We start from the raw sequence: 25,647 nt of genomic DNA on the forward strand, positions 1-25,647 counted from the left end.
TCGTCGGTATGGTGCTGGCGACCCTCCTGGGGCTCGTCGCCGTCACCTTCGTCATCGGCCGCGTCGTGCCCATCGATCCGGTGCTGGCCGTGGTCGGGGATCGCGCCTCGCCGTCGGTCTACGCCCGCGTCCGCGAGGAGATGGGGCTCCACCTGCCCCTCTGGCAGCAGTTCTTCATCTATCTCGGGGATGTCCTGAAAGGCGACTTCGGCAGGTCCGTGCTGACGACGAAGCCCGTCGTCGAGGACATCGCGCGCTTCTTTCCCGCCACCATCGAGCTCGCGACGCTGGGCACGCTCATCGGCACGATCTTCGGGGTACCGCTCGGCGTGCTGGCGGCGGTGAAGCGCGGCAGCCTGATCGACCAGGTCGTGCGCGTGATCGGCCTCGTGGGCTATTCAGCACCGATCTTCTGGCTCGGCCTGCTTGCGCTCCTGCTCTTCTACGCCAAGCTCGGCTGGGCCGCCGGTCCCGGCAGGCTCGACGTCGTCTACGAATACCAGCTGAAGGCGGTCACCAACATGGTGCTCGTCGACTCGCTCCTTCAGGGCAACATGGCCGTGTTCCGCAACGCCGTTTCGCACATCGTGCTGCCGGCGGGCATCCTGGGCTACTTCTCGCTCGCCTATATCAGCCGGATGACGCGCTCCTTCATGCTGAACGAGCTCGCGCAGGAATATGTCACGACGGCGCGGGTGAAGGGGCTGTCGGAGCGGCGCGTGATCTGGCGCCACGCGCTGAGGAATGCGGCGGTGCCGCTCATCACCGTGATCGCGCTTTCCTACGCGAACCTCCTGGAGGGCTCCGTGCTCACCGAGACGGTCTTCGCCTGGCCGGGCCTCGGCCGATACATCACGAACTCGCTCCAGAACGCCGACATGAACGCCGTGCTCGGCGGCACGCTCGTCATCGGGGCGGCATTCGTGGCCCTCAACCTCTTCTCCGACCTTCTCTACCGGCTCTTCGACCCGAGGACGCGCAAGCGATGACGATCGTGAACGATCCTGCCGCCGAACCGGGGATCCGCGGCTGGCTCACCGATCCCGAGCCGACGTCCAGGACGCAGGCGCGGATCGGCAACCTCTACCGCGGCTGGCGCAGCTTCGTTCGAAACCCGCTGGCGATGGTGGGCTTCACGATCGTGGTGCTGCTGCTTCTGGCGGCGGCCTTCGCGCCCTGGCTCGCGACCCACAATCCCATCGTCGGCGGCGACCTGAGGACCCAGCGTCTTCTGCCGCCCGGGGACGAGTTCTGGCTCGGCACCGACGACCAGGCGCGCGACATCTATTCGCGCCTCGTCTACGGCTCGCGGCTGACGCTGCTCGTCGTCGTACTCGTCACGGTGATCGCCATGCCGATCGGGCTTCTGGTCGGCACGGTCGCCGGCTACATGGGAGGCTGGATCGACGCGCTGCTGATGCGGATCACCGACATCTTCCTCGCCTTTCCGAGGCTGGTCCTGGCTCTGGCCTTCGTCGCGGCGCTGGGGCCCGGGATCGAGAACGCCATCATCGCCATCGCGATCACCGCATGGCCGCCCTACGCCCGCATCGCCAGGGCCGAGACGCTGACGGTGCGCAATTCCGACTTCATCGCCGCGGTCCAGCTGCAGGGCGCCTCCTCGGGCCGCATCATCTGGAAGCACATCGTGCCGCTGTGCCTGTCCTCCGTGATCGTGCGCGTGACGCTCGACATGGCCGGCATCATCCTGACCGCGGCCGGCCTCGGCTTCCTCGGCCTCGGCGCACAGCCGCCACTGCCGGAATGGGGCGCGATGATCGCCTCCGGCCGGCGCTACATCGTCGACCAGTGGTGGGTCGCCACCATGCCGGGCGTCGCGATCTTCGTCGTCTCGCTCGGGTTCAACCTCCTGGGCGACGGCCTGCGCGACGTTCTCGACCCGAAGGCTGCGAAATGAGCGACAGCCCGCTCCTGGAGGTCGAGGATCTCAACGTCCGCTTTCACCTGCCGACCGGCACGGTGGACGCCGTGCGGGGCGTCACCTTCAGCCTCGGGCGCGAACGCCTCGGGATCGTCGGCGAATCCGGGTCCGGCAAGTCGCAGACCGGCAGGTCCATCCTCGGGCTGACGCCGCCGCCGGGAGAGGTGATCGCCCGGAAGCTCGCCTTCGACGGGCGCGACCTTCTGTCCATGCGCCGGCGGGACCTCCGTCAGCTCCGCGGCCAGCGGATGACGATGGTCATGCAGGACCCGAAATTCTCGCTGAACCCGGTGATGACCGTCGGCGAGCAGATCGTCGAGGCCTACCGGGCGCACATCCGGTCGGGATGGCGGGAAGCCGAGGAGAAGGCGCTCGACATGCTGGAGGCGGTGCGCATGCACGAGCCGAAGCGGGTCTTCGGGCTCTATCCGCACGAGGTCTCGGGCGGGATGGGCCAGCGCGCGATGATCGCGATGATGCTCGTGACGGATCCCGACCTGCTGATCGCCGACGAGCCAACCTCGGCGCTCGACGTGACGGTGCAGCTCGAGATCCTTCGCATCCTCGACCGGCTGGTGGCGGAGCGCGGCATGGGGCTGATCTTCATCAGCCACGACCTTCGTCTCGTGTCCTCGTTCTGCGACCGCGTCCTCGTAATGTATGCGGGCAGGGTGGTGGAGGAGCTCGCGGCCGGGGAGCTCGGCAACGCCCAGCACCCCTATACGCGCGGCCTGATGGGCTGCCTGCCAGACCTTCACGTGTCGCGGCATCCGCTTCCCGTCCTCACCCGCGACCCCGCCTGGGCCCGGTGATGATCGAGATCGAGAATCTGAGGGTCGTCTATGGAGCCGGCGCACTGCGGACGGTCGCCGTCGACGGCGTGTCCTTCGGGGTCGCGGAGGGCCAGAGCTTCGGTCTCGTCGGCGAGTCGGGCTCGGGCAAGTCGACGGTGCTTCGCGCGATCACCGGTCTTGCTCCGGTGTCCGGTGGGACGATCCGTGTCGCGGGTCGGGAGGTTCCGAAGCGGCGCGACAAGGTCTTCTATTCGCAGGTCCAGATGGTCTTCCAGGACCCTTACGGCTCGCTTCACCCGCGCCACACGGTCGACCAGATCCTGTCGGAGCCGCTGGCGATCCACCGGCTGCGCGACCGCAAGGACAGGATCGTCGAGGCGCTGAGGCAGGTGGGGCTCGGCGCGTCCTTCCGCTTCCGCTATCCCCACCAGCTCTCCGGCGGGCAGCGGCAGCGCATCGCGATCGCCCGCGCCATCATCCTCGAGCCGCGCGTCCTCCTCCTCGACGAGCCGACCTCCGCGCTCGACGCGTCCGTGCAGGCCGAGATCCTCAATCTGCTCGAGCGCCTGCGCGCGGAGCGCGGTCTGACCTATATCCTCGTCAGTCACGACCTGGCCGTCGTCGCTCATCTGTGCGAGCGATTGCTCGTCATGTGGCGCGGCGGCGCCGTCGAGGAGACCTCCGCCGAGGCGCTGCGTTCGGGCGAGGTCACGAGCGACTATACCCGCACTCTCATCCGCGCGACGCAAGGGTTCACCCGCGCCGGCGCATGAGTCCCGTCATCTCCTTCAGCCGGAGTGTTTCATGGCGCCTTCCGACGACCTGATGCCCGTTTTCGACGGCCATAACGACGTTCTCCTCCGGCTATGGCGGCAGGGGCCCGTCGGCGCGGAGGAGCGCTTCCTGAACGGCGAGGTGACGGGCCACCTCGATCTGCCCCGCATCCGCAAGGGAGGCTTTGCGGGCGGGCTCTTCGCGATCTTCGTGCCCGGCATGGAACGTGGAAGCGATGGCGACGCGGCGATGCGGCAGACGCAGTACGACATGCCGCTGCCGCCGGAGGTGAAGATCCCCGACGCGCTGCCGGTCACGCTCGCCCTTGCCGCTCTGCTGGTGCGGATCGAGCGGGCGTCGCGCGGGCAGGTGCAGGTGTGCACGACCGCAGCCGGGATCCGCGACTGCATGGCGCGGGGCGTCCTCGCACCCGTCATGCACATCGAGGGCGCCGAGGCGATCGATCCGGACCTCTACGCGCTCGACGTCCTCGTCGAGGCCGGCCTCCGGTCGATCGGGCCCGTCTGGAGCCGGTCGAACATCTTCGGCCACGGTGTCCCGTTCCGCTTTCCCTCGTCCCCCGACACCGGGCCCGGCCTGACCGAGGCGGGGGAGCGGCTCGTGAAGGCCTGCGACCGGCTCGGGATCATGATCGACCTCTCGCACATCACCGAGAAGGGCTTCTGGGACGTCGCGCGGCAGTCGACCAAGCCGCTCGTCGCCAGCCACTCCAACGCCCATTCCGTCACCCCGCACTCGCGCAACCTGACCGACCGGCAGCTGGACGCCATCCGCGAGTCGCGGGGTATCGTCGGCATCAACTACGCCTGTGCCTTCCTGCGCCAGGACGGCCGGATGATCGCGGACACGCCGCTCGACGACCTGCTGCGGCACGCCGACCACCTGATCGAGCGCCTGGGCGTCGACCATGTCGGCCTCGGCTCGGACTTCGACGGCGCCGTGATTCCGGCGGCGATGAAGGATGCGGCGGGCCTCCCGGCGCTCGTCGCGGCGATGCGCCGGCACGGATACGACGAGGCGACGCTCCGCAAGATCTGTCACGAGAATTGGCTGAACGTGCTCGAGCGCACATGGGGCGCGTGAGGGGGGAGGTCGCAGCCGCCCCATCAGGCGCCTTCAGGCGTGGTGGTGGTAGACCTTGTTGACGATGAGCCACCGCCCATCGTCCTTCATCAGCGTGAGGTAGTCGGTGAAGCGGTTTCCGAGATAGTCGTCCTCGAGCTTCACAGCGGCCACGTTCTCCAGGATGTCGATCGAGAGGATCTGCGAGTAGTACCCTGCGCCGGCCGGGAGTGCGGGCGCCTCGAGGCAGGCGGTCACGAACTCCTCGAGGCTGAGCCACTCGAGCAGCCCCGCCCATCGGCCGACCACGCTCGCCCGCGGGTGGAACGCCGCCCGCAGCTTTTCCGCGTCCGCATAGCTCATGCCGTCCAGATAGTCCCGGACCACGAGCTCGATCTCGGTGTGCATATGCTTCCCTTACGGAATCTTCCGCAGCGGGAACATAGGGCGGGAACGAGGAGCCGGGAAGAAGATGATCCCAACATTCCCAACGCTGGAATGGGGGTATGAAAAAAGGGCGCCGCGGCGCCCTTTTCCACTCGGGTCTCGGAGACCCGCCTCAGGCCGTCTGCTCCTTGGCGACGAGCCCTTTTTCGGCGAACATGGACTGCAGCTCGCCCGACTGGAACATCTCGCGTACGATGTCGCAGCCGCCGACGAACTCGCCCTTCACGTAGAGCTGCGGCACGGTCGGCCAGTTCGTGTAGTCCTTGATGCCCTGGCGGATCTGGTCGTCCTCGAGCACGTTCACCCCCTGATAGGGCACGCCGACATAGTCGAGGATCTGGACGACCTGGCCGGAGAAGCCACATTGCGGGGCATTCGGCGTCCCCTTCATGAAGACGACGACGTCGTTCGTCTTCACGGCGTTGTCGATCCAGGCGTTGATATCGCTCATCTCAAGAATACCTTTCGTTTGGCTTGGCCATCGGGCCGCTCCGGAATGTCCCCGGGCAGCTATTCCGGCGCGCTCGTCTGGAGCGCCAGCGCATGCAGGGCTCCGCCCATCTGCCCCTGCAGCGCCTGATAGACCATCTGGTGCTGCTGGACGCGGGATTTCCCCCGGAACGCTTCCGATACGACGATGGCGGCGTAATGGTCGTTGTCGCCGGCAAGGTCGCGGATGGTGACCTTCGCGTCGGGGATGTGGCTCTTGATGAGCTTCTCGATCTCGTTGGCGTCCATCGGCATGACGGTGCTCCCCCGGGTTTCCTAGTCTTCTATCCAGCCGGCCATGTAGTCGGGCAGCCAGGCTTCATGTCGGCGCCTCAGCTCATCCAAATAGATCGGATCTTCGCCCGCAAGGTTCAATGCGTCGCCGCCCGTCCAGCCGATCGCCGACATGGGCACGCCCGCTTTGCCGGCCGTCTCGAGGATGCGGGCCGTGCTTCCCCGGCTGCAGGTGACGACGTAGCGCGCCTGGTCCTCGCCGAAGAAGAAGGCGTGTGAGGAAACGCCGTCCGGCGCCTCGTCGAGCGTCGCCCCGATCCCGCCGGCGAGCGCCATCTCGGCCACGGCGACCGCCAGGCCGCCGTCGCTGAGGTCATGGACCGCCGTCGCGGAGCGGTCGCGGATCAGCGCCCGCACGAACTGGCCGTTGCGGCGTTCGGCCGCGAGATCGACCGTGGGAGGGGCACCGTCCTCGCGGTCGTGCATCACCTGCAGGAAGATCGACCGGCCGAGATGTCCCCTCGTCTCACCGACGAGCAGGATCGCCTCGTCCTCGCCCTTGAACGCGATCGTCGCCATCCGGTCGATGTCGTCGAGAAGCCCGACTCCCCCGATCGCAGGGGTCGGCAGGATCGCCTTGCCCGACGTCTCGTTGTAGAGCGAGACATTGCCGGACACGACCGGGAAGTCGAGGGCGCGGCAGGCTTCGCCCATGCCTTTGATCGCGCCGACGAGCTGGCCCATGATCTCGGGCCGCTCCGGATTGCCGAAGTTCAGGCAGTCGGTGATGGCGAGCGGCCGGGCGCCGACCGCGGTGATGTTCCGCCAGACCTCGGCGACAGCCTGTTTGCCCCCGGTCTCGGGATGCGCCTCGCAGTAGCGAGGCGTGACGTCGACCGACATCGCCAGCGCCTTCGGCCCGTCGTCGACGCGCACGACGGCCGCGTCACCACCCGGGCGCTGCATCGTGTTGCCGAGGATCAGGTGGTCGTACTGCTCCCAGATCCAGCGGCGCGAGCAGAGGTGTGGCGACGCCATCATCTTCACGAGTGCCTCGGCGAGCGAGTTCGGCGCCGGCACGTCGCTCGCGCCGAGCTCCGCAGGCAGCGGCGTTTCCGTCCAGGGCCGGTCGTAGCAGGGCGCCTCGTCGCCGAGCTCCTTGATCGGAAGGTCGGCCATGACGTCGCCGCCATGCTTCACGCGGAAGCGCAGGTCGTCCGTCGTGCGACCGACGATCGCGAAGTCGAGGTCCCACTTCTCGAAGATCGCCCGCGCATGGTCCTCGTAGCCCGGGCGAAGCACCATCAGCATGCGCTCCTGGCTCTCCGACAGCATCATCTCGTAGGCCGTCATCGCAGCCTCGCGGCAGGGCACCATGTCGAGGTCGAGCTCGACGCCCAGATCGCCCTTGGCCCCCATCTCCACCGCCGAGCAGGTGAGGCCGGCCGCGCCCATGTCCTGGATCGCGATCACCGCGTCCGACTCCATGAGCTCGAGGCAGGCCTCCAGCAGCAGCTTCTCGGCGAAGGGATCGCCCACCTGCACCGTCGGGCGCTTCTCCTCGGAATCCTCGCCGAACTCCTGGCTCGCCATCGATGCGCCGTGGATGCCGTCGCGCCCGGTCTTCGAGCCGAGATAGACGATCGGGTTCCCGACGCCCGAGGCGGCGGCATAAAACACCTTGTCCGTCTCCGCGATGCCGACGGCCATCGCGTTGACGAGGATGTTGCCGTTGTAGCGGGGATGGAAGTTCACCTCGCCGCCGACGGTCGGCACGCCGAAGGAGTTGCCGTAGCCGCCGATGCCGGCGACGACGCCCGACACGAGGTGCCTCGTCTTCGGATGATCCGGGTCCCCGAAACGCAGGGCGTTCAAAGCCGCGATCGGACGTGCGCCCATCGTGAAGACATCGCGGAGGATGCCGCCGACGCCCGTCCCCGCGCCCTGGTGGGGTTCGATGAAGGAGGGGTGGTTGTGGCTCTCCATCTTGAAGACGGCGCACTGGCCGTCGCCGATGTCGACGATGCCGGCGTTCTCGCCGGGGCCCTGGATCACCTGCGGGCCTTCCGTCGGGAGCGTCTTGAGCCAGACCCGCGACGACTTGTACGAGCAGTGCTCGTTCCACATCGCGGAGAAGATCCCGAGCTCGGTGATCGTCGGCTCGCGCCCGATCAGCTCGAGGATCCGCTCGTATTCGTCGGGCTTCAGGCCGTGCTCTGCGACGAGCTCGGGCGTGATCTTGATGTCGTTGGGGATGCTCATCGGGCGCGGAAGCTCGTCGGTCAGGCGGCGGCGGATACGATCGAACGGAATATGCCGACGCCGTCGGTCGAGCCCTGGTGCGGCTCCACGTGGTCCTCGGGGTGGGGCATCATGCCGAGCACGTTGCCGCGCTCGTTGAGGATGCCCGCGACGTTGTCGACGGAGCCGTTGCGGTTCGCCTCCGTGGAGAACGAGCCGTCGGCCTCGCAGTAGCGGAAGACGATCCGGCCGTCACCGTCGAGGCGCCGCCGCGTTTCGTCGTCGGCGAAATAGTTGCCCTCGCCATGCGCCACCGGCACGCGGATCACGTCGCCGGTGGCGTACTGCCGGGTGAAGCGCGTGTCGTTCGATTCGACCTTGAGGTGGACGTCGCGGCAGATGAACTTCAGCTCGCGGTTGCGCATCAGGGCGCCCGGCAGAAGCCCCGCCTCGATCAGGATCTGGAAGCCGTTGCAGACGCCGAGCACCGGCGTGCCCGCCTCCGCCTTCGCCACCACCTCGCGCATGATCGGCGAGCGTGCCGCGATCGCGCCGCAGCGCAGGTAGTCGCCGTAGGAGAAGCCGCCCGGCAGGACGATGAGGTCGACCTGGGGCAGGCTCGTCTCCTTGTGCCAGACGATGACCGGCTCCTCGCTGCCGGCGAGCCTCAAGGCCCGCGCCATGTCGCGCTCGCGGTTGATGCCGGGGAAGAGGATGATGGCTGATTTCATGTGCGCTGGACCGACGTGAAGATGTTCAGGCGCCGTTTGGTGCCGCCCCTGGGCCCCGGATCAAGTCCGAGGCACGATTTCGTTCCCGTGGCACGGCCCCGCGCCCCGCTGAGGCGTGTCCCGGACTTGATCCGGGACCCGGGAGGCCATCCGGCGGGCGGCTTCTCACACGAGGTCGATGCGATAGCTCTCGATGACGGTGTTCGCGAGCAGCTTCTCGCACATCGCCTCGACCTGGGCGCGCGCCGCCTCGCGGTCCGTCTCGGGCAGTTCCAGTTCGATGAGCTTGCCCTGCCGCACGTTCTCGACGCCGTCGAAGCCGAGCGAGTGCAGCGCGCCTTCGATGGCCTTGCCCTGAGGATCGAGGACGCCCTTCTTCAGGGTGATCGTCACGTTCGCCTTCACTGGAGCGCTCACTTCACGAGGACGGGGCCGCGGGGCGGGTTCGCTTCGCCGCCCGTCATGATGCCCAGGCGGCGCGCCACTTCCTGGTACGCCTCGACCAATCCGCCCATGTCGCGCCGGAAACGGTCCTTGTCGAGCTTCTCGCCCGACTTCATGTCCCAGAGCCGGCACGAATCGGGGCTAATCTCGTCGGCGAGCACGATCCGCATCATGTCGCCCTCGTAGAGGCGGCCGAGCTCGATCTTGAAGTCGACGAGCCTGATCCCGACGCCGAGGAAGAGGCCAACGAGGAAGTCGTTCACCCGCAGGGCGAGCGACATCATGTCGTCGATCTCCTGCGGGCTCGCCCAGCCGAAGGCCGTGATGTGCTCCTCGGAGACCATCGGGTCGCCGAGCTCGTCGTTCTTGTAGTAGAACTCGATGATCGAGCGCGGAAGCTGGACCCCTTCCTCCATGCCGAGCCGCTTCGACAGCGAGCCGGCCGCGACGTTCCGCACGACGACTTCGAGCGGGATGATCTCGACTTCGCGGATCAGCTGCTCCCGCATGTTCAGGCGGCGGATGAAATGGGTCGGAACGCCGATCGCGTTCAGGTTCTGGAAGATGAACTCGGAGATGCGGTTGTTGAGGACGCCCTTGCCCTCGATCTGCGCATGCTTCTGCTTGTTGAACGCCGTCGCGTCGTCCTTGAAGTGCTGGACGAGGGTGCCGGGCTCCGGGCCCTCATAGAGGATCTTGGCCTTGCCTTCGTAGATCTTGCGGCGGCGATTCATGCGGATATAACCTGACATCAAGGACGCGACGCCTCGCGGGCGGCCCAATCGGCCGTGCGGGCGTTCCCATGGTCGAGTGGCATCAAAAACAAGACAGGCCCGCCCGGTCGTCTGGCAGGTGGGCCGTCCGCTGAAAACGGCGAAACCGTAGCGCATCCGGCACCGCAACACAATGCGAGCTGCCGATGGCATGGCTGACCTGCTTCGATTGATTTGGGATCGGCGCCCGCGTATTCAATGCTCGAGACCAGACGGCCGACCCGCATGACCCAGAGGACTGTTGCAGACCATGGACGAGTTCGAGAAGCGCAAGAACGCCGCCGAGAGCAAGTTTGCCCACGACGAGGAGCTTCGCTTCAAGGCGACGGCCCGGCGTAACAAGCTGCTGGGCCTCTGGGCGGCCGAGAAGATGGGCCTCTCCGGCCCGGACGCGGACGCCTACGCGAAGGAGGTCGTTCTGGCCGACTTCGAGGAAAAGGGCGACGAGGACGTGTTCCGCAAGGTGCGCCGGGACTTCGACGCGAAGGGCGTCGAGCAGTCGGACCATCAGATCCGCCGCAGGATGGAGGAGCTTCTCGTCCAGGCGGCCGAGCAGGTGCAGAAAGAGGTCTGAGGCCCGCCATGGCACCGCTCGCCGACCGGCTCCGCGCCGGCGAGACTGCGTATTGCGGCTGGTCGGTCGTCGGCGACCCGCTGACCGCTGAGGCCGTGGCGCGGGCCGGATTCGACGCGGTCTGCCTCGACACGCAGCACGGCTATTTCGGCTTCCGCGACCTCGCCGCCGCGGTCACAGCCGTCTCGGCGGCGGGATCCGCCCCGCTCGTGCGCGTGCCCCACGGGGCCTGGCCCGAGGTGAGCCGCGCGCTCGACATGGGGGCGGAGGGCGTGATCTGCCCGATGGTCAACACGGCCGAGGATGCCCGTCGCTTGGCTTCGGCGATGAAGTTCCCGCCCCTCGGCACGAGGAGCTGGGGGCCGCATCGCGCGAACATGCTCTGGGGCACCGGGAACGACGGCTATATCGGCCAGGCGAACGACCGCCTACTCGCACTCGCGATGGTCGAGACGCGCGAGGCCATCGCGAACCTCCCGGAGATCCTCGCCACGCCGGGGATCGACGGCGTGCTCGTCGGCCCGAACGACCTCTCCGTGGCGCTGACCGGCGGCCGCGCCCCCGACCCGGCCGACGCCTCGACGGCCGAGGCGGTCGCCGAGATCTGCCGGCAGACGCTCGCGGCGAAAAAGATCGCGACGATCTTCGCCAACACGGCCGAGCTCGCGCACGGCTACCGCGAGATGGGCTACGCGATGATCGCGCACGGCTCCGACCTCGCGATGGTGCAGGCGGGATCGGCCACGGCACTGAAGGCGCTGAAGGGCGCCTAGATCACGTTCTGGAGGTTGAGAGCGGGATGCGGGCGGAAAACCGGTCCCCACTTTTCCTCATCCCGCTCTCGCGACCGCGCCTCAGCGCGCGGGCAGGCGCTGCATGAAGCGGGCGAACATCATCAGGCCTTCCGGCCACGGCCCGTGCCCGCTCTCGGTGTTGAAATGGCCGGCCGTGCCGGCGCTGTAGAAGTCGGATCCCCAGGCGGCGGCGAAGTCTTCCGCTCGCACGCGCCGGCAATAGGGATCGTCCTCGCTCGCGATCATCATCGAGGGGAAGGGCAGGGGATCCGTCGGCAGCGGCGAGAATACCTTCACCGCCTCCGGCACCTTCTCGTCGGCCTCCACGTCGGGCAGCCCGACGAGGAACGCACCCTTCACCTTGTCCAGCGGATGCCGGGCGGCCGCGTGCGCGACGGCCGCCACCCCCGCGGAATGGGCGATCAGCACGACCGGCCTCTCCGCTGCCTCCACCGCCTCGATGATCCGCGCCGCCCAGGTTTCGACCTCCGGACGCTCCCAGTCTTCCTGCTCGACGCGGCGCGCCGTGCGGATCTTCTCCTCCCAGCGCGTCTGCCAGTGCTCCGGCCCCGAGTTCGAGTAGCCCGGAATGATGAGGATGTCGGTGTCGGAGATTCGCATCAGGCCTCCTGGCCCGCCCCCGCCGGAAAGACGCGGGCGAAGATCGTGTCGACGTGCTTCAGGTGGTAGTCGAGGTCGAAGAGCTTCTCGAGCTCGGCGTCGGAGATGAGGGCCGTGACCTCCGGATCGGCCTTCAAGAGATCGACGAAGGCGCCGTCGCCGTTCCACACGCGCATCGCGTTGCGCTGCACCTTGCGGTAGGCGTCCTCGCGGCTCATGCCGGCCTGGGTGAGGCCGAGGAGCACGCGCTGCGAGTTCGGCAGGCCCTTCAGCCTGTCGAGATTGGCCTGCATCTGCTCGGGGTGCACGACGAGCTTGTCGACCAGCCCGGTGAGGCGGGCGAGCGCGAAGTCGAGCGTCACGGTCGCGTCCGGCCCGATCATCCGCTCGACCGAGGAATGCGAGATGTCGCGCTCGTGCCAGAGTGCCACGTTCTCGAGCGCCGGGGTCACGTAGGCCCGCACCATGCGCGCGAGGCCGGTGAGGTTCTCGGACAGCACCGGGTTGCGCTTGTGTGGCATGGCGGACGAGCCCTTCTGGCCCTCCGAGAAGAACTCCTCCGCCTCCAGCACCTCGGTCCGCTGCAGGTGGCGCACCTCGGTGGCGAGCCTCTCCACCGACGAGGCGACGACGCCGAGCGTCGCAAAGAACATGGCGTGCCGGTCGCGCGGGATGATCTGGGTCGAGATCGGCTCGACCGAGAGGGCGAGCTTCTCCGCGACCTTCTCCTCGATTCGCGGATCGATGTTCGCGAACGTGCCGACGGCGCCCGAAATGGCGCAGGTCGCGATCTCCTCGCGGGCCTCGACGAGCCGCTTCCTCGCGCGCTCGAACTCGGCATGGGCAAAGGCGAGCTTCAGGCCGAACGTCGTCGGCTCGGCGTGGATGCCGTGGCTGCGGCCGATCGTCGGCGTCATCTTGTGCTCGAAGGCGCGCCGCTTCAGCGCGGCAAGCAGCCTGTCGAGATCGTCGATCAGGAGGTCGCTCGCACGGGTGAGCTGGATCGCGAGGCAGGTGTCGAGCACGTCCGACGACGTCATGCCCTGGTGGACGTAGCGCGCCTCCGGCCCGACATGCTCGGCGAGGTGGGTGAGGAAGGCGATGACGTCGTGCTTCACCTCGCGCTCGATCTCGTCGATCCGGTCGATGTCGAAGACGGCCGCGTCGCCCTTCTCGCGCACGACCGTCGCCACCTCCCGCGGCACGTAGCCGAGATCCGCCATCGCCTCGGTCGCCGCCGCCTCGATCTCGAACCAGATGCGGAAGCGGGTCTCGGGCGCCCAGATCTCGGCCATCTGCGGCCGCGTGTAGCGGGGGATCATCGTTCGTCTCTCCGGTGGATTGCGAAATGGGTAGGTAGCAGAGGCGCCGACGACCCTCAACGCCGTCCACCCCGGGCGCGGAGCGCGGCGACAACGAGGACCGCGAGCGGCGTCCACGGCAGGTAGAGCTGCAGGTCGGAGGTGTAGAGATAGAGCGCGACGAGGGACGACCACATGAGGACATATAGGCCGCTCTCGGAGAAGGTGAACGGGAACGGCTCGGGGTAGGTCGCGATGTGCTGGACCACGAAGGCGGCGGCGCCGAGCGGGATGGCGATCACGGTCGCCCCCAGAACCACCGCAGCGGCTCTCAGGAAGGCGCCTGCCCGCCGCAGCACCAGGGACTGAAACAGGACGGCGAGCCAGATCCCGGCAACCTGGGGTGCGGCGAGGAGCAGCACCGCCCATGCCGTCCGCACCGTCGGCGGGTAACCGCCGCCGATGAGGCAAGCCGCCACGGCCATCGTCACGAGCGGCAGGCTCGTGGCAGCGAAGACGAGTCCCACCGGCCGCGATCGTGCCGTGGCCGGTCTGTCGTCGAGGGCATTCGTGTGCGCCAGGGGTCTGATCCTGTCTCTCGTCAGGCTGGATGCCGGCCGCGGCTCGACGCGCGGCGAAGCCGCCGCCCGGCCAGTTGCACCAGGAGCGGGGTCATATAGATCGGTAGCTGGCCCACGGCGAAGAGAATCCAAGCGATCTCGGGAAGCTGTGCCGCCATCGCCGCGGCCATGAGGCCCATGTTGCGGTTGCCGACCGCGAGCGCGACGACGAGCGCCCGATCGGCGCCCGCGGGCCGGAAAACGGCCCATGTCACCGCCGCCATCGCCAGTGCCAGGGCGATCGTGAGCCCCAGGAGACCGAGAACCAGCCACGGCTCGACGAGGAACCGCATGGCGACGCCGTCCATGATGGCGACCGCGAAGACGAAGAGCACGATCACGTTCAGGCCGTCGAGCAGGTCGGCCGAGCCGGCGATGCGGGCTTCGCCGAGCCGGCGCCGCAGAACGAGGGCTCCTATTCCCGCGCCGGCCACCAGAACCGCGAGCCGCAGCGCCATTTCGGCCGTGTCGAGCGGCAGCGCCGCCCCGAGCATGAGCTCCGCCATCAGCGGGGCGAGCACGGGTGCGGCCGCGAGGCCGGCCAGCAGGACCGCGAGCGAGAGGGAGCCGTCGAGCCCCACGAGCAACGCGAAGGCCGGCGCCGACATGAGCGGCGGGGCGACCGCGACGATCATGACCGCGAGCGCGAGCTCCGGCGCGGCGGCCTTGAGGCCGAGCGCCCAGATGCCGGCCCCCATGAGCACCGGCCACGCCACCTGCATCCACAGCGTCGCCAGGATGACGAGGCGTGGCCGCCTCGCCCACGGCACCACGCGATCGAGCCCGATCCGCAGGAAGGCGAGCAGCAGGAGCAGGAACACGGCGAACGGCAGCAGCGGCTTGGCGAGAGCTGAGAGAGGTGGCAGCGCCATGCCCACGAACAGGCTGAGCGCGACTGCGCGGCTGCCGTGGCGGCCGATCCATCTCACGGGACGTAGAAAGGCGAGCACGGCGGGACCTTGAGGGGCAAGGCTCTCATTATCTTCCATCGCGAGAGGGGGATGCAAGGCGGGGACGCGCATGGGAGGTCCCGGCTTGCGCGGTGTCCCGGAATGGCCGAGGAATCGGTGCTTTCGTTCAATGGGGGAGTGGAATGGGCGAATCGCGCGGACGCACCGTCGTCGTACTCGGGGCAGGTATCGTCGGGGTCTCCTGCGCGCTCCAACTCCTTCGACGGGGGAGGGAGGTGACGCTGATCGACCGGCGGGAGCCGGGTGAGGAGACCTCCTACGGGAATGCCGGGATCATCGAGGCCGGCAACTACATCCCGATCGCGTTTCCCCTGAACCCGCTCAAGCTCGTCCAGTACGGCCTCAAGCAGTCGAACGCCCTCAACTTCCACTGGGCCGCGATGCCGCGCGTGGCGCCCTGGCTCCTCGCCCTCGCGCGCCAGTCGACGCCTGCGGCGATCAAGGCCAATGGCGATGCCGTCAACACGCTCCTGGAGAGCGCGCTCGCGCTGCACAAGGCGCGGCTTGCCGAGGCCGGGCGGCTCGACCTTCTCCGGGAGACCGGCTGGCTCCACCTCTACCGGAGCGAGAAGAGCTTCGCCGCCTCCGCCTTCGACCGCGACCTCGCCGACGGGCGCGGCTTTCCCTATCAGGTGATGAGCCCGAAGGAGGCGCAGGAGCTCGAGCCGCATCTCGAGCCGAACTTCGCGCGCGCCCTTCACTGGCCGAGCCACGCGTCGGTCTCCGACCCGGGCGCCGTCACGCAGGCGTCGTTCGAGCTCTTCGCGCGCGAGGGTGGCCGTTTCCGCCGCGCGTCGGTCCGCACGCTGCGCCGCGAGGGGGAGCGCTGGTCGGTCGTCACCGACGGCGAGAGCATTGCCGCGGACGAGGCGGTCGTCGCCTTGGGGCCGTGGACGCCGCAGGCTCTGGCGCCGCTCGGACTGCGCTTTCCCTTCGCCGTGAAGCGCGGCTACCACCAGCATTACCAGGCACGCGGCAATGCCACTCTGACCCGCCCGGTGCTGGACATGGACGAGGGCTACGTGCTGACGCCGATGGCGAAGGGCTATCGCATCACGACGGGGGTGGAGTTCGGCCACATGGACACGCCGCCGACCCCCGTTCAGCTGCGCAAGGCCCGGGCAAAGGCGGGCGAACTCTTTCCGCTCGGCGAGGCGATCTCCGAGGAGCCGTGGCTCGGCCGCCGGCCGTGCCTGCCGGATTCCCGCCCGGTTCTGGGGCCCGCCCCTGGTCAGGAGGGCCTGTGGCTCGCCTTCGGCCATGGCCATCTCGGCTTCACCCTCGGGCCGGTGAGCGGCGAGCTGATCGCGCAGATGATGACCGGCGAGGCGCCCCTTGTGGACCCGGCGCCCTTCGCGGCCGACCGGTTCGGCGCACCGAACTGACGTTCAGCGGCTGAAGCGGTCGCGATAGGCCGGCAGCAGGGCCGATCCGGCGCCGGCCGCGCCCGCCTCGTAGACGCCGCGCGCGATCGCACGGGCGAGGCAGATGGCGGCGGCGCTGCCGATCCTCACCATGTCGCGCAGCGGCGAGACGAGCTCGCGCCGCCCGGTGGCGAGGGCGAAGACGATGTCGCCGTCGAGCGGCGTGTGGATCGGATGAAGCGCCCGCGCCATGCCGTCCTGCGCCATCGTCGCGAGGCGCGAGGTCTCCGGCTTGGACAGCGCCGCGTCGGTCGCCACGACCGCGAGCGTTGTGGCGGCGCCGGGCGTCTCGCCCTTCGTGAGCGGAAGGAGAGCCTCCGCGGGAACGGGGCAGGGCAGGCCGTGACCGCCGAACTCGCCGCCGATCTCCCACGCGCCGGCCCAGAAATGCGGGCCCTCGCCGACCGTCGCGCGGCCGACAGCGTTCACCACGGCAAGGGCGGCGACGGTGCATCCATTGTCGAGGACAAGCGAGGCGCTCCCCACACCGCCTCGGTAATTCGCGGTCGTGGCCCCCAGTCCCGCGCCCACCGAGCCGAGAGCGAAATCTGCCCCGGCGGCCTCGGCCGCGCGCCAGCCGAGATCCCGGTAGGGCGGATAGCGCCCCCATCCCTTGTCGCCGCCATTCGCGAGGTCGAAGAGGATCGCACCCGGCACGATCGGCACGCGGTGGCCCGCCACCTCGAAGCCGCGCCCGGCCGCGCGGAGGAAGGCCTGCACGCCCGAGGCCGCGTCGAGCCCGAAGGCCGAGCCGCCCGACAGCACGATCGCGTCGACCCCCGGAACCGTCATCTCGGGGGCCAGGAGGGCCGTCTCGCGGGTGCCCGGTCCTCCGCCACGCACGTCGACGCCGGCGGTCGCCGGCGCGTCGCACAGAACGACGGTCGTGCCGGAGAGGAGGGCGGCGTCTTCGGCATGACCGACGGCGAGGCCGTGCACGTCGGTGAGGGCGTTGCGTGGGCCGGGGCGCATGGGCGGATCTCCCAGAATGCGAAAAGGGCCCGCGCATTCCGGCGCGGGCCCAGAGGCTAGAGGCTCAGATCGCGTCCGTCAGGCGATCACATGCTCTCGAGGTAATCGTACTCGCCGTCCTTCCACTCGTAGAAGACATAGCCCGGCAGGGTGACGTCGCCCTTGTCGTCGAACTCGAGCTCGCCCAGCACCGTGTCGAACGTGCCCTCGTTGAGGGCGTCGACGACCGCGTCGTAGTCGGTCGAGCCGGCCGCCTCGACGGCCTGGACCCACGCCTGGATCGCGGCATAGGTGTAGAGGACGTAGCCTTCAGGCTCGATGTTCTGGCCGCGGAACTCCTCCACGACCGGGGCCGCCTTCTCGCTCTTGCGCGGGTCGGGCGAGAACGTCATCAGCGTGCCGGCGCCGGCGTCGCCGGTGATCGACCAGTACTCGTCGGTCACCAGAGCGTCGCCCGAGACGAGGATCGTGTCCATGCCCTGGTCGCGCATCTGGCGCACGATCAGCCCGGCCTCGGTGTGGTAGCCGCCGACATAGAGCACGTCGACATTGCTCTGCTTCAGCTTCGAGACGAGGGCCGTGTAGTCCTTCTCTCCGGCGGTGTAGGCCTCGTAGATGACCTCTTCCTTGCCGGCCTCGTTCAGGTACTTCTTCGTCTCGTCCGCCAGGCCCTTGCCGTAGGCGGTCTTGTCGTGGACGATCGCGATGTTCTTGTCGCCGAAGTGCTCGGCGAGATACTCGCCGGCGACCTGGCCCTGCTGGTCGTCACGACCGCAGACGCGGAAGATGCCGTCGCCGGGGCGGTTCTCGGTGAAGGTCGGATTGGTCGAAGCCGGCGAGATCTGGATGATCCCCTCCTCGGCGTAGACCTGGCTCGCCGGGATCGAGGAGCCGGAGCAGAAGTGGCCCGCCACGAAGACCACGTCGCCGCCGGCGAACTGGTTCGCCACCGCGACGGCCTGCTTCGGATCGCACGCGTCGTCGCCGATCCGCAGGACGAGCTGCTCGCCCAGCACGCCGCCGGCGGCGTTGATGTCCTTCACGGCCTGCTCGGCGCCGGCCTTCATCTGCGCACCGAACGTCGCGTACTGGCCGGTCATCGGGCCGGCCGTCGCGATCGCGATTTCGGCGAGTGCGGCGCCGGGAGCGGCCGCCAGGCCGACGAGTACCACGCCCGCAAGGAGATGCTTCTTCATCAAACTATTCCCTCTCTGCTACCCGCAAGCGCCCGTCTTCCGCGGCCGCCGCGATCTCGTCCGGACGAAGTCCGGTTGTCCCCAATAATGCACGGGTCGACGAGGAAGAACATCATCTTCGCGTGCTTCCCTCGTCTCCGGCATCAACCTTTCGCGCGCCACCCGAACGGGCCCGCGCGCTCGTAGATCCAGCGGTACTGCGTCACCATCTGCTTCACCCGCTTGAGCCGGAAGCCGAGCCATCCGGCGATCTGCAGCACCACCAGGTCGACCAGGTAGTAGTGGAGCGACAGAAGCGTTCCCTCGAACAGCGCGAAGTGCAGGAAGCGAACGAAGGCTGCCAGCAGGAACACGTAGGCGACGAGCTGCAGATAGGGGCGCCACGTCATCGCGATGGCGCGCCCGGACAGCCACGCCGCACCGCCCCCGAGCAGGATGGTAACGAGGAGGAAGGTGCCGAAGGACTGCTCTTCGTAGAGGATGCCGGTCATGCTCTCGTCGCCCTCTAGTGCCGTCCGCCTTCGAGATAGGCCGCCCGGACCTCCTCGCGCGCGAGGAGCTCGGCGCCCGTGCCGTTCATCGTGATGCTGCCGTTCACCATCACGTAGCCCCGATGCGCGAGCTTCAGCGCGTGAAACGCGTTCTGCTCGACGAGGAAGACCGTCAGCCCTTCCGTCCGGTTCAACTCCGCGATCGCCGCGAAGATCTGCTTCACGACGAGCGGCGCGAGCCCCAGCGACGGCTCGTCGAGGAGCAGAAGGCGCGGCCTGCTCATCAGCGCACGGCCGATAGCGAGCATCTGCTGCTCGCCGCCCGAAAGGGTGCCGCCTCGCTGGTTGCGGCGCGCCTTCAGGACCGGAAACAGCTCGTAGACCTTCTGGAGGTCCTCGTCGAAATGGGAGAGGTCGGTGACGCCCGCGCCCATTTGCAGGTTCTCGAGCACCGTCATGCGCGGAAAGATCCGCCGTCCCTCGGGGGACTGGGCGATCGCCATGCGCATGATCTCGTGCGTCGGCATGCGCGTGATGTCGGTGCCGTCGAACGTCACGGACCCGGTGCGGGCCTGCGGACTGCCGCAGATCGTCATCATCAGCGTCGACTTGCCGGCGCCGTTCGCGCCGATCAGCGTCACGATCTCGCCGACATGCACGTCGAGGTCGACGCCGCGCAGGGCGATGATGTTGCCGTAGTAGGTCTCGACGCCGCGGACCGAGAGGAGGGGGGATGCCGCGTTCATCGGCGCTCGGCCTCTTCCTTGATCTCCTCGACCTCTTCCTCCGCGGCCTCGACCTCGTCGTCCTCCACGCCGAGATAGGCGGCTATGACCGCAGGATCGTTGCGGATCACGTCGGCCGGCCCGTCGGCGATCTTCTTGCCGTAGTCGAGAACGACGACGTGATCGGAGATCTCCATCACCACGCTCATGTCGTGCTCGATCAGCAGCACCGAGGTTTGGTACTCGTCGCGGATGAGGCGGAGGAGGTCGTTCAGCTCCGCGGATTCGCGCGGGTTGAGGCCGGCAGCCGGCTCGTCGAGGCACAGGATCTCGGGGCGCGTGCACATCGCCCGCGCGATCTCGAGCCGGCGCTGGGCGCCGTAGGGAAGGTCCGCGGCGGGGTCGTCCGCGCGGTCGATCAGGCGGATCTGCTCGAGCCAGGAGGTGGCGAACCCGATCGCCTCCTTCTCGGAGCGGCGGTAGTGCGAGAGCCCCAGCACGCCGCCGAAGGTGAAGTAGGAGGCCTTCATCAACGGGTTGTGCTGCGCCACCATGAGGTTCTCGAGCACCGTCATGCCGCCGAACAGCCGGATGTTCTGGAAGGTGCGGGCGACCTTCGCGCGCGCCGCGATCTGGAAGTCGGGCATGCGCTCGAGCAGGAACTCCTCCCCCTCGGCGCGCCGCATCGTCAACCGGCCTTCCGTCGGCTTGTAGAACCCCGTGATGCAGTTGAAGACGGTGGTCTTGCCGGCACCGTTCGGGCCGATGATGGCCGTGATGTCGCCGCGTCCCACCGCGAAGCTCAGGTCGTCGACCGCCACGAGACCGCCGAAGCGCATCGTGAGATGCTCGACGTCGAGCACGGGATCCGCCTCCCAGCGCGGCGTGGGGGAGGGTGCGGCGATGGCTGTCTCGCTCATCATCCGTGCCCCTGTCCCACGAGGTCGGCGCCGATGGCCTTGCGTTCCTTCAGGATGACGGACGGGCTGCGGGTGGAGATCAGCCCGCGCGGGCGCCACACCATGATGAAGACCATGGCGAGGCCGAAGATCAGCATGCGGTACTGCTCGAACTCGCGGAAGTACTCGAAGCCGCCCATCATCACGATCGCCGCGATCACCACGCCGACCTGGCTGCCGAGCCCGCCGAGGACGACGATGGCCAGGATGAGGGCGGACTCGATGAAGGTGAAGGATTCGGGACTGATGAAGCCCTGCCGCGTGGCGAAGAACGAGCCCGCGAAGCCGCCGAACATCGCGCCGATGGCGAAGGCGGTGAGCTTCGTGTTCGTCGTGTTGATGCCGAGCGACCGGCAGGCGATCTCGTCCTCGCGCAGCGCCTCCCAGGCACGGCCCACGGGAAGCCGCCGGAGCCGCAGCGTGACGAAGTTCGTGATCAGGGCGAGGCAGAGGATGATGTAGTAGAGGAAGATGATCTTGTGCATCGAGCTGTAGGACAGCCCGAAGAACTCGTGGAACGTGTTGTCCCCGCGCCGCGCGAACTCGAGGCCGAACAGGGTCGGGTCGGGGATCCCGAGAATGCCGTTCGGCCCGCCGGTGAACTCGTACCAGTTCAGGAGCACGACGCGGATGATCTCGCCGAAGGCCAGCGTCACGATCGCGAGGTAGTCGCCGCGCAGGCGCAGCACCGGGAACCCGAGGATCACGCCCCAGAAGGCGGCGAGGATGCCCGCGAGCGGCAGGCAGATCCAGAAGCCGAGGTCGAAATGCGTCGCGAGCAGCGCGAAGGAGTAGGCGCCGATCGCGTAGAAGGCGACATATCCGAGGTCGAGCAGTCCGGCGAGGCCGACGACGATGTTCAGGCCCCACCCGAGCATGATGTAGGTCAGCACCATGATGGAGAGGTCCATCACGTAGCGGTCGGAGAAGGGCAGGGCGGGCAGGAGCAGCGCGACGGCGAGCGCCAGCGGCCCGATGATCTTCGAGAGGGTGTGGCCGTGCCTGGCGAAGGGTCGGCCGCCCGCGCGCTGGAACCACTTCTGGCCGATCGGCCGCGCGCCCTGGTGCCGCCAGATCGTAAAGTTCAGGAGGAGTCGCCCGGCGAAGACCGCCAGGACGATGAGAAAGACGTCGTCCCACCGGGCGTTCAGGCCCAGGCCCCCGCGCGCCGTCACCGTCTGCAGGCCGATGATCGGGGCGGCGAGGGCCAGCGCGATCAGCGCGGAATAGGCGGCGTCCTTGACGAGTTCCGCGGCGGGGCGCCTGGATGGGGATGTCGTGGCCACGAGACGATCAGACCTTCTCGACTTCGGGGCGCCCGAGAATGCCGGACGGAAGGAAGATCAGCACGATGGCGAGGATGGAGAACGCCGCCACGTCCTTGTATTCGATCGAGAAATAGGCGGACCAGAAGGTCTCGATCAGGCCGATCAGCAGCCCCCCGAGCATCGCGCCGGGCAGCGAGCCGATGCCGCCGAGCACGGCCGCGGTGAACGCCTTAACGCCGGCGATGAAGCCGATGTAGAAGTCGATCACGCCGTAGTAGAGCAGGTACATGAGGCCCGCGACGGCGGCGAGGGCGGCGCCCATCACGAAGGTGAGCGAGATCGTCCGGTCGACGTTCACGCCGAGGAGCGCGGCCATCTTGCGGTCCTGCTCGCAGGCCCGCTGCGAGCGGCCGAGAGAGGTCTTCGCGATGATCAGCGTGAACACCGTCATCAGGACGACCGTCGTGACGATGATGAGGATCTGCGCGAAGGAGAGGTTGACCCTGAACACCGCGCCGGTCGGCCCTTCGAGCTCCATCAGCGTGAAGCCGCCGGAGAACAGCGGCTGCAGCGGCTTCACGCGGGCGCCCTGGGCGATCTGCACGAAGTTCTGCAGGACGATCGACATGCCGATCGCGGTGATCAGAGGCGCGAGCCGGAAGGAGCCCCTCAAGGGCCGGTAGGCGAGCCGCTCGACCGTCCAGCCGTAGACTGACGTGAGCGCCATCGCGATGAGCAGGACGAGAATGAGGGCCAGGATGAGGACGGCGAGCGAGCTGCCCGCCGTCAGGCCGAAGGCGATGATCGCGATCAGCGCGATGAACGACCCCACCATGAAGATGTCGCCGTGGGCGAAGTTGATCATCCCTATGATGCCGTAGACCATCGTGTAGCCGATGGCGATCAGCCCGTAGATCGATCCGAGTGTCAGCCCGTTGATGAGCTGCTGGACGAAATACTCCATCCCGCGCCGGTACCCCTTACGCACCCTGCTCTTGTCCAGGTCCCCACCTCGGGACCGGCGGCAGGAATCACGGCACGAATGCCGCCCCATTTGGAGAATTGGTAGCAAGCAGCTTCAGCTGTGACAACAAGATTGGCAGACGCGCTTTTGTGCATTGCAGCAGCGGCAGCAGGATGCCGCAAGGGCATGCAACTTTTGGCTCAGCCGGAGTCTGCCGCCCTCTCCGCGAGCACGGATTTTGCGATGCGGTAGCCGCTGTTGGCGGCGGGGACACCGCAATAGATCGCCGCCTGCATCAGCAGGTCCGACAGCTCTTCTTCGGTCACGCCACAGTTGACGGAGGCTCGCACATGCATCGCGAACTCCTCCTCGTGCCCCATGGCGAGAAGCATCGCCATGGTGAGGAGGCTGCGCGTCTTCCGGTCGATCGTCCTGCTTTCCCAGATATCGCCCCAGGCGTTCCGGGTGATGAAGTGCTGGAAGCGTTCGTCGAACGGTGTCTTCCTCGCCTCGGCCCGGTCGACATGCGCGTCTCCCAGGACACTGCGACGGTTCCTCATGCCCGCGGCGTGGCGATCGTCTTCGTTCATCCCTGTTCCTCCGAAAGAAATCGCGCGACGGCCTGGTTGAAGCCCGCCGGATCCTCGATGTTCGAGAGGTGAGCGGCCTCGAGGGTGACGAGGCGGGCCTGCGGGACGTGACCCACGATCTCTTCGGCCTGCGCGGGCGGAGTGGCCGGGTCCTTCGACCCGCAGATGACGAGCGTCGGGACCCGGATGGAGCGGATGTCCTCGCGCTGGTCCATGTCGCGGATCGCGGCGCAGCAGCCCGCATAGCCGGCGGGCAGCGTCGCGAGGATCATGGCCCGGACCCTGGCCACTTCATCGGGATCGGAGGCTTGGAACTCGGGCGAGAACCAGCGCTCGACGACGGCGTCGACGATGGCGCCCATGCCCTTCTCGGTGACGGTGCGGACGCGGCCGTCCCAGAGCTCCTTCGGCGGCAGGAAGGCCGCCGTGTTTGCGAGCACCAGCCGGTCGACCCGGTGCGGCGCGTGCACGCCGAGCCACATGCCGGTCATCCCGCCCATGGAAAGCCCGCAGAAATGGGCCTTCTCGACGCCGAGATAGTCCATCAGCGCCACGACGTCCCGACCCAGCTGGCCGAAGCTGTACTCTCCGGGCGGCGCGGACGAGCGGCCGTGGCCGCGCTGGTCGTAGCGCAGGATCCGGTAGCGGTCCCCGAAATGCGCCACCTGCGCGTCCCACATCGAGAGGTTCGTGCCGAGGGAGTTCGAGAGGACGAGGAGGGGGGCGCCCTCACGTCCCGACAACTCGTAGTGGATCGTCGCGTTTTCGATGTCGAGCGTGCTCACCGGTGCTCCTCCTGCCGGTTCCGTGCCGTCTCCTTCCAACGCGCGACGACCCGATCGACGGCATGGGGGGCGACACCGAGGTAGTTCTCGGGCGCGAGCGCGGCCTCTATCTCGTCCTGCGAGAGGTGGCGGGTCACCGTCGGGTCCGCCACGGCGACCTCCCGGAGAGGTCGGCCTTCGGCCATGGCTGTCGCCGCGAGCTTGCCCACGAGCGTCTTCGCCTCGCCCCGCCCCATCGTCCCCGCGAGCCTCATCATCAGCGCCTCCGACATCATCGTGCCGTTGCCGAGGGAGAGGTTCTGCCGCATCCGCCGCTCGTCGACCTCGAGGCCCTCCACTGTCTCCGCCGTCTGGGAAAGGGCGCCGGCGAGGCACTCCATGATCTGGGGCAGCGTCAGCCACTCCGCGTGCCAGCCGCCGACGCCCCGCTCGTGCTCCTGCAGCTGGCCGGAGAGCAGCCCACCGAGCGCTCCCTGAGCCGCGTGGTAGGCCGCGACGATGGCCGGGGCGGCGACCGGGTTGCGCTTCTGCGGCATCGTGGAGGAGCCGCCCCGGCCGGGGCCGGCGGGCTCGGCTGCCTCCGCGATCTCGGCCTGCATGAGGAGCGCGATGTCGCGGGCGATCTTCGCGAGCCCCGCCATCAGGATCACGGCTTCCGACGCCAGCCTGAGGAAGCGGTCGCGGCCGACATGCCACGTCACGTCAGGCTCGTGGAGGCCCAGCCGGCGCGCGAGCGCCGCCCGCACGGCCGGACCGCTCTCCCCCAGGGCCGAGAGCGTGCCCACGGCTCCCCCGAACTGCAGCGTCGCGGCCTCCTCGAAGGCGAGATCGAGGTGCCTGGCGCTGCGATCGATCTGGTCGAGCCAGCCGGCGGCCTTCATGCCGAAGGTCGTCGGCATGGCCGGCTGCAGGAGCGTGCGCCCGGGCATGGGCGTCGTCCTGTAACGCTCGGCCAGCTTCGCGAGAGCGGCGGAAATGCGCTCGAGGTCGCTCCGGACGTGCGGGCGGACGCTCTTGAGCTGCAGCGCTCGCGCCGTGTCCAGCACGTCCTGGCTCGTCGCGCCCCAGTGCACCCAGGGGCGGCCCTCCGGGCTGCAGGCCTCGCCGAACGCGGCCACGAACGGGAACGCGGGGTTGCCGGAGAGGCGGGCCTTCTCGGCGATATCCCCGATATCCGGCCGGAAGCCCTCGGCGGCTTCGGCGATGGCTCGGGCAGCCTCGTGAGGGATGACGCCGGCTTCGGCTTCCGCGGCCGCGAGCGCCACCTCGAAGGCCGCCATGGCGCGGAGCTCCGCCTCGTCCGAGAAGACCTCCGCCACATCGGGGGTCGAGAACAGCGAGCGCAGCAGGTGTTGCATCGGGTCGTTCCGTGGAGGAGGTGGTGATGGGGCGGGACCATAGTGGCGGGTTTGGACGGTGTCACGGTGGCGGCCGCCGCGC

Annotated in this window: 29 protein-coding genes; 8 read left to right on the top strand and 21 right to left on the bottom strand. The window is 68.3% G+C overall.

From position 1 onward, the window contains the following. Positions 1-8 precede the first annotated feature (8 nt). The 5 genes from N177_RS20080 to N177_RS20100 are packed head-to-tail and all read left to right on the top strand — an operon-like array spanning position 9 to position 4,614. Positions 9-989, top strand: a complete 981-nt coding sequence (locus tag N177_RS20080; RefSeq protein WP_244444328.1) for an ABC transporter permease — start codon at positions 9-11, stop codon at positions 987-989. Next, positions 986-1,918: an ABC transporter permease gene (locus tag N177_RS20085; RefSeq protein ID WP_023434272.1), complete on the top strand. Its 933-nt coding sequence runs from the start codon at positions 986-988 to the stop codon at positions 1,916-1,918. Before N177_RS20080 ends, N177_RS20085 begins: the two co-directional genes overlap by 4 nt. Then, complete coding sequence (locus N177_RS20090) at positions 1,915-2,754, top strand: ABC transporter ATP-binding protein (protein WP_023434273.1); 840 nt, start codon at positions 1,915-1,917, stop codon at positions 2,752-2,754. The genes N177_RS20085 and N177_RS20090 overlap by 4 nt, the downstream gene beginning before the upstream one ends. Continuing rightward, the gene (locus tag N177_RS20095) at positions 2,754-3,509 is read left to right on the top strand and encodes an ABC transporter ATP-binding protein (RefSeq protein ID WP_023434274.1); all 756 of its coding nucleotides are present in this window, start codon (positions 2,754-2,756) and stop codon (positions 3,507-3,509) included. The genes N177_RS20090 and N177_RS20095 overlap by 1 nt, the downstream gene beginning before the upstream one ends. Before the next feature lie 31 nt (positions 3,510-3,540). Beyond that, positions 3,541-4,614: a dipeptidase gene (locus tag N177_RS20100; RefSeq protein WP_023434275.1), complete on the top strand. Its 1,074-nt coding sequence runs from the start codon at positions 3,541-3,543 to the stop codon at positions 4,612-4,614. A 33-nt stretch (positions 4,615-4,647) separates the two neighbouring features. On the opposite strand, the gene N177_RS20105 is transcribed toward N177_RS20100, so the two are convergent. The 7 genes from N177_RS20105 to purC form a co-directional block, all read right to left on the bottom strand. Further along, positions 4,648-5,001 carry a nuclear transport factor 2 family protein gene (locus N177_RS20105; RefSeq protein ID WP_023434276.1) on the bottom strand — a complete coding sequence of 118 codons (354 nt, stop codon included), beginning with the start codon at positions 4,999-5,001 and terminating at the stop codon, positions 4,648-4,650. 151 nt (positions 5,002-5,152) lie between these two features. Further along, positions 5,153-5,491 carry a Grx4 family monothiol glutaredoxin gene (gene grxD, locus N177_RS20110; RefSeq protein ID WP_023434277.1) on the bottom strand — a complete coding sequence of 113 codons (339 nt, stop codon included), beginning with the start codon at positions 5,489-5,491 and terminating at the stop codon, positions 5,153-5,155. 59 nt (positions 5,492-5,550) lie between these two features. Next, positions 5,551-5,784, bottom strand: a complete 234-nt coding sequence (locus N177_RS20115) for a BolA family protein (RefSeq protein WP_023434278.1) — start codon at positions 5,782-5,784, stop codon at positions 5,551-5,553. A 21-nt stretch (positions 5,785-5,805) separates the two neighbouring features. Then, entirely contained in the window at positions 5,806-8,025 is a 2,220-nt protein-coding gene (purL, locus tag N177_RS20120; protein ID WP_023434279.1) for a phosphoribosylformylglycinamidine synthase subunit PurL, read from the bottom strand. 20 nt (positions 8,026-8,045) lie between these two features. Next, complete coding sequence (purQ, locus tag N177_RS20125) at positions 8,046-8,735, bottom strand: phosphoribosylformylglycinamidine synthase subunit PurQ (protein ID WP_023434280.1); 690 nt, start codon at positions 8,733-8,735, stop codon at positions 8,046-8,048. Between the two features lie 165 nt (positions 8,736-8,900). Continuing rightward, positions 8,901-9,140 (bottom strand): phosphoribosylformylglycinamidine synthase subunit PurS, encoded by a 240-nt coding sequence (gene purS / locus N177_RS20130; RefSeq protein ID WP_023434281.1) that lies wholly within the window; start codon positions 9,138-9,140, stop codon positions 8,901-8,903. 8 nt (positions 9,141-9,148) lie between these two features. Continuing rightward, a complete protein-coding gene (gene purC, locus N177_RS20135) occupies positions 9,149-9,913 on the bottom strand; it encodes a phosphoribosylaminoimidazolesuccinocarboxamide synthase (protein WP_040486316.1) in 765 nt (254 codons plus the stop codon). A gap of 289 nt (positions 9,914-10,202) precedes the next feature. Between purC and N177_RS20140 the strand changes: the two genes are divergently transcribed. Together N177_RS20140 and N177_RS20145 are read left to right on the top strand one after the other, a co-directional pair. Beyond that, on the top strand, positions 10,203-10,526 hold the full coding sequence (locus N177_RS20140) for a DUF1476 domain-containing protein (RefSeq protein WP_023434283.1): 324 nt from the start codon (positions 10,203-10,205) through the stop codon (positions 10,524-10,526). An 8-nt stretch (positions 10,527-10,534) separates the two neighbouring features. Further along, a complete protein-coding gene (locus N177_RS20145; protein WP_023434284.1) occupies positions 10,535-11,299 on the top strand; it encodes an HpcH/HpaI aldolase family protein in 765 nt (254 codons plus the stop codon). A gap of 81 nt (positions 11,300-11,380) precedes the next feature. Here N177_RS20145 and N177_RS20150 read toward each other — a convergent pair whose 3' ends face one another. The 4 genes from N177_RS20150 to N177_RS20165 form a co-directional block, all read right to left on the bottom strand. Then, positions 11,381-11,941, bottom strand: a complete 561-nt coding sequence (locus N177_RS20150; protein WP_023434285.1) for an RBBP9/YdeN family alpha/beta hydrolase — start codon at positions 11,939-11,941, stop codon at positions 11,381-11,383. After that, positions 11,941-13,263, bottom strand: a complete 1,323-nt coding sequence (purB, locus tag N177_RS20155; protein WP_023434286.1) for an adenylosuccinate lyase — start codon at positions 13,261-13,263, stop codon at positions 11,941-11,943. The genes N177_RS20150 and purB overlap by 1 nt, the downstream gene beginning before the upstream one ends. Before the next feature lie 56 nt (positions 13,264-13,319). Then, complete coding sequence (locus tag N177_RS20160) at positions 13,320-13,769, bottom strand: hypothetical protein (RefSeq protein ID WP_023434287.1); 450 nt, start codon at positions 13,767-13,769, stop codon at positions 13,320-13,322. 74 nt (positions 13,770-13,843) lie between these two features. Further along, positions 13,844-14,812 carry a hypothetical protein gene (locus tag N177_RS20165; protein WP_023434288.1) on the bottom strand — a complete coding sequence of 323 codons (969 nt, stop codon included), beginning with the start codon at positions 14,810-14,812 and terminating at the stop codon, positions 13,844-13,846. A gap of 143 nt (positions 14,813-14,955) precedes the next feature. Between N177_RS20165 and N177_RS20170 the strand changes: the two genes are divergently transcribed. Then, a complete protein-coding gene (locus tag N177_RS20170; RefSeq protein ID WP_023434289.1) occupies positions 14,956-16,218 on the top strand; it encodes an NAD(P)/FAD-dependent oxidoreductase in 1,263 nt (420 codons plus the stop codon). Positions 16,219-16,221: 3 nt separating this feature from the next. Here N177_RS20170 and N177_RS20175 read toward each other — a convergent pair whose 3' ends face one another. The 10 genes from N177_RS20175 to pcaB form a co-directional block, all read right to left on the bottom strand. Then, complete coding sequence (locus tag N177_RS20175; RefSeq protein WP_023434290.1) at positions 16,222-17,229, bottom strand: P1 family peptidase; 1,008 nt, start codon at positions 17,227-17,229, stop codon at positions 16,222-16,224. Positions 17,230-17,315: 86 nt separating this feature from the next. Further along, positions 17,316-18,425 (bottom strand): branched-chain amino acid ABC transporter substrate-binding protein, encoded by a 1,110-nt coding sequence (locus N177_RS20180; RefSeq protein WP_023434291.1) that lies wholly within the window; start codon positions 18,423-18,425, stop codon positions 17,316-17,318. A 143-nt stretch (positions 18,426-18,568) separates the two neighbouring features. Then, the gene (locus N177_RS20185; RefSeq protein ID WP_023434292.1) at positions 18,569-18,916 is read right to left on the bottom strand and encodes a DUF6867 family protein; all 348 of its coding nucleotides are present in this window, start codon (positions 18,914-18,916) and stop codon (positions 18,569-18,571) included. A 14-nt stretch (positions 18,917-18,930) separates the two neighbouring features. After that, entirely contained in the window at positions 18,931-19,662 is a 732-nt protein-coding gene (locus N177_RS20190) for an ABC transporter ATP-binding protein (protein ID WP_023434293.1), read from the bottom strand. Further along, on the bottom strand, positions 19,659-20,561 hold the full coding sequence (locus N177_RS20195) for an ABC transporter ATP-binding protein (protein ID WP_051402510.1): 903 nt from the start codon (positions 20,559-20,561) through the stop codon (positions 19,659-19,661). The genes N177_RS20190 and N177_RS20195 overlap by 4 nt, the downstream gene beginning before the upstream one ends. Beyond that, positions 20,561-21,886 carry a high-affinity branched-chain amino acid ABC transporter permease LivM gene (gene livM, locus N177_RS20200; protein WP_023434295.1) on the bottom strand — a complete coding sequence of 442 codons (1,326 nt, stop codon included), beginning with the start codon at positions 21,884-21,886 and terminating at the stop codon, positions 20,561-20,563. Before livM ends, N177_RS20195 begins: the two co-directional genes overlap by 1 nt. 7 nt (positions 21,887-21,893) lie before the next feature. Beyond that, positions 21,894-22,832, bottom strand: a complete 939-nt coding sequence (locus N177_RS20205) for an ABC transporter permease subunit (RefSeq protein WP_023434296.1) — start codon at positions 22,830-22,832, stop codon at positions 21,894-21,896. A 200-nt stretch (positions 22,833-23,032) separates the two neighbouring features. After that, on the bottom strand, positions 23,033-23,422 hold the full coding sequence (gene pcaC, locus N177_RS20210) for a 4-carboxymuconolactone decarboxylase (protein ID WP_023434297.1): 390 nt from the start codon (positions 23,420-23,422) through the stop codon (positions 23,033-23,035). Further along, the gene (pcaD, locus tag N177_RS20215) at positions 23,419-24,207 is read right to left on the bottom strand and encodes a 3-oxoadipate enol-lactonase (protein WP_023434298.1); all 789 of its coding nucleotides are present in this window, start codon (positions 24,205-24,207) and stop codon (positions 23,419-23,421) included. The genes pcaC and pcaD overlap by 4 nt, the downstream gene beginning before the upstream one ends. Continuing rightward, a complete protein-coding gene (pcaB, locus tag N177_RS20220) occupies positions 24,204-25,565 on the bottom strand; it encodes a 3-carboxy-cis,cis-muconate cycloisomerase (RefSeq protein WP_023434299.1) in 1,362 nt (453 codons plus the stop codon). The genes pcaD and pcaB overlap by 4 nt, the downstream gene beginning before the upstream one ends. Positions 25,566-25,647: the final 82 nt, after the last annotated feature.

It is taken from the genome of Lutibaculum baratangense AMV1, from assembly GCF_000496075.1.
Taxonomy (GTDB): Bacteria; Pseudomonadota; Alphaproteobacteria; order Rhizobiales; family Tepidamorphaceae; genus Lutibaculum; species Lutibaculum baratangense.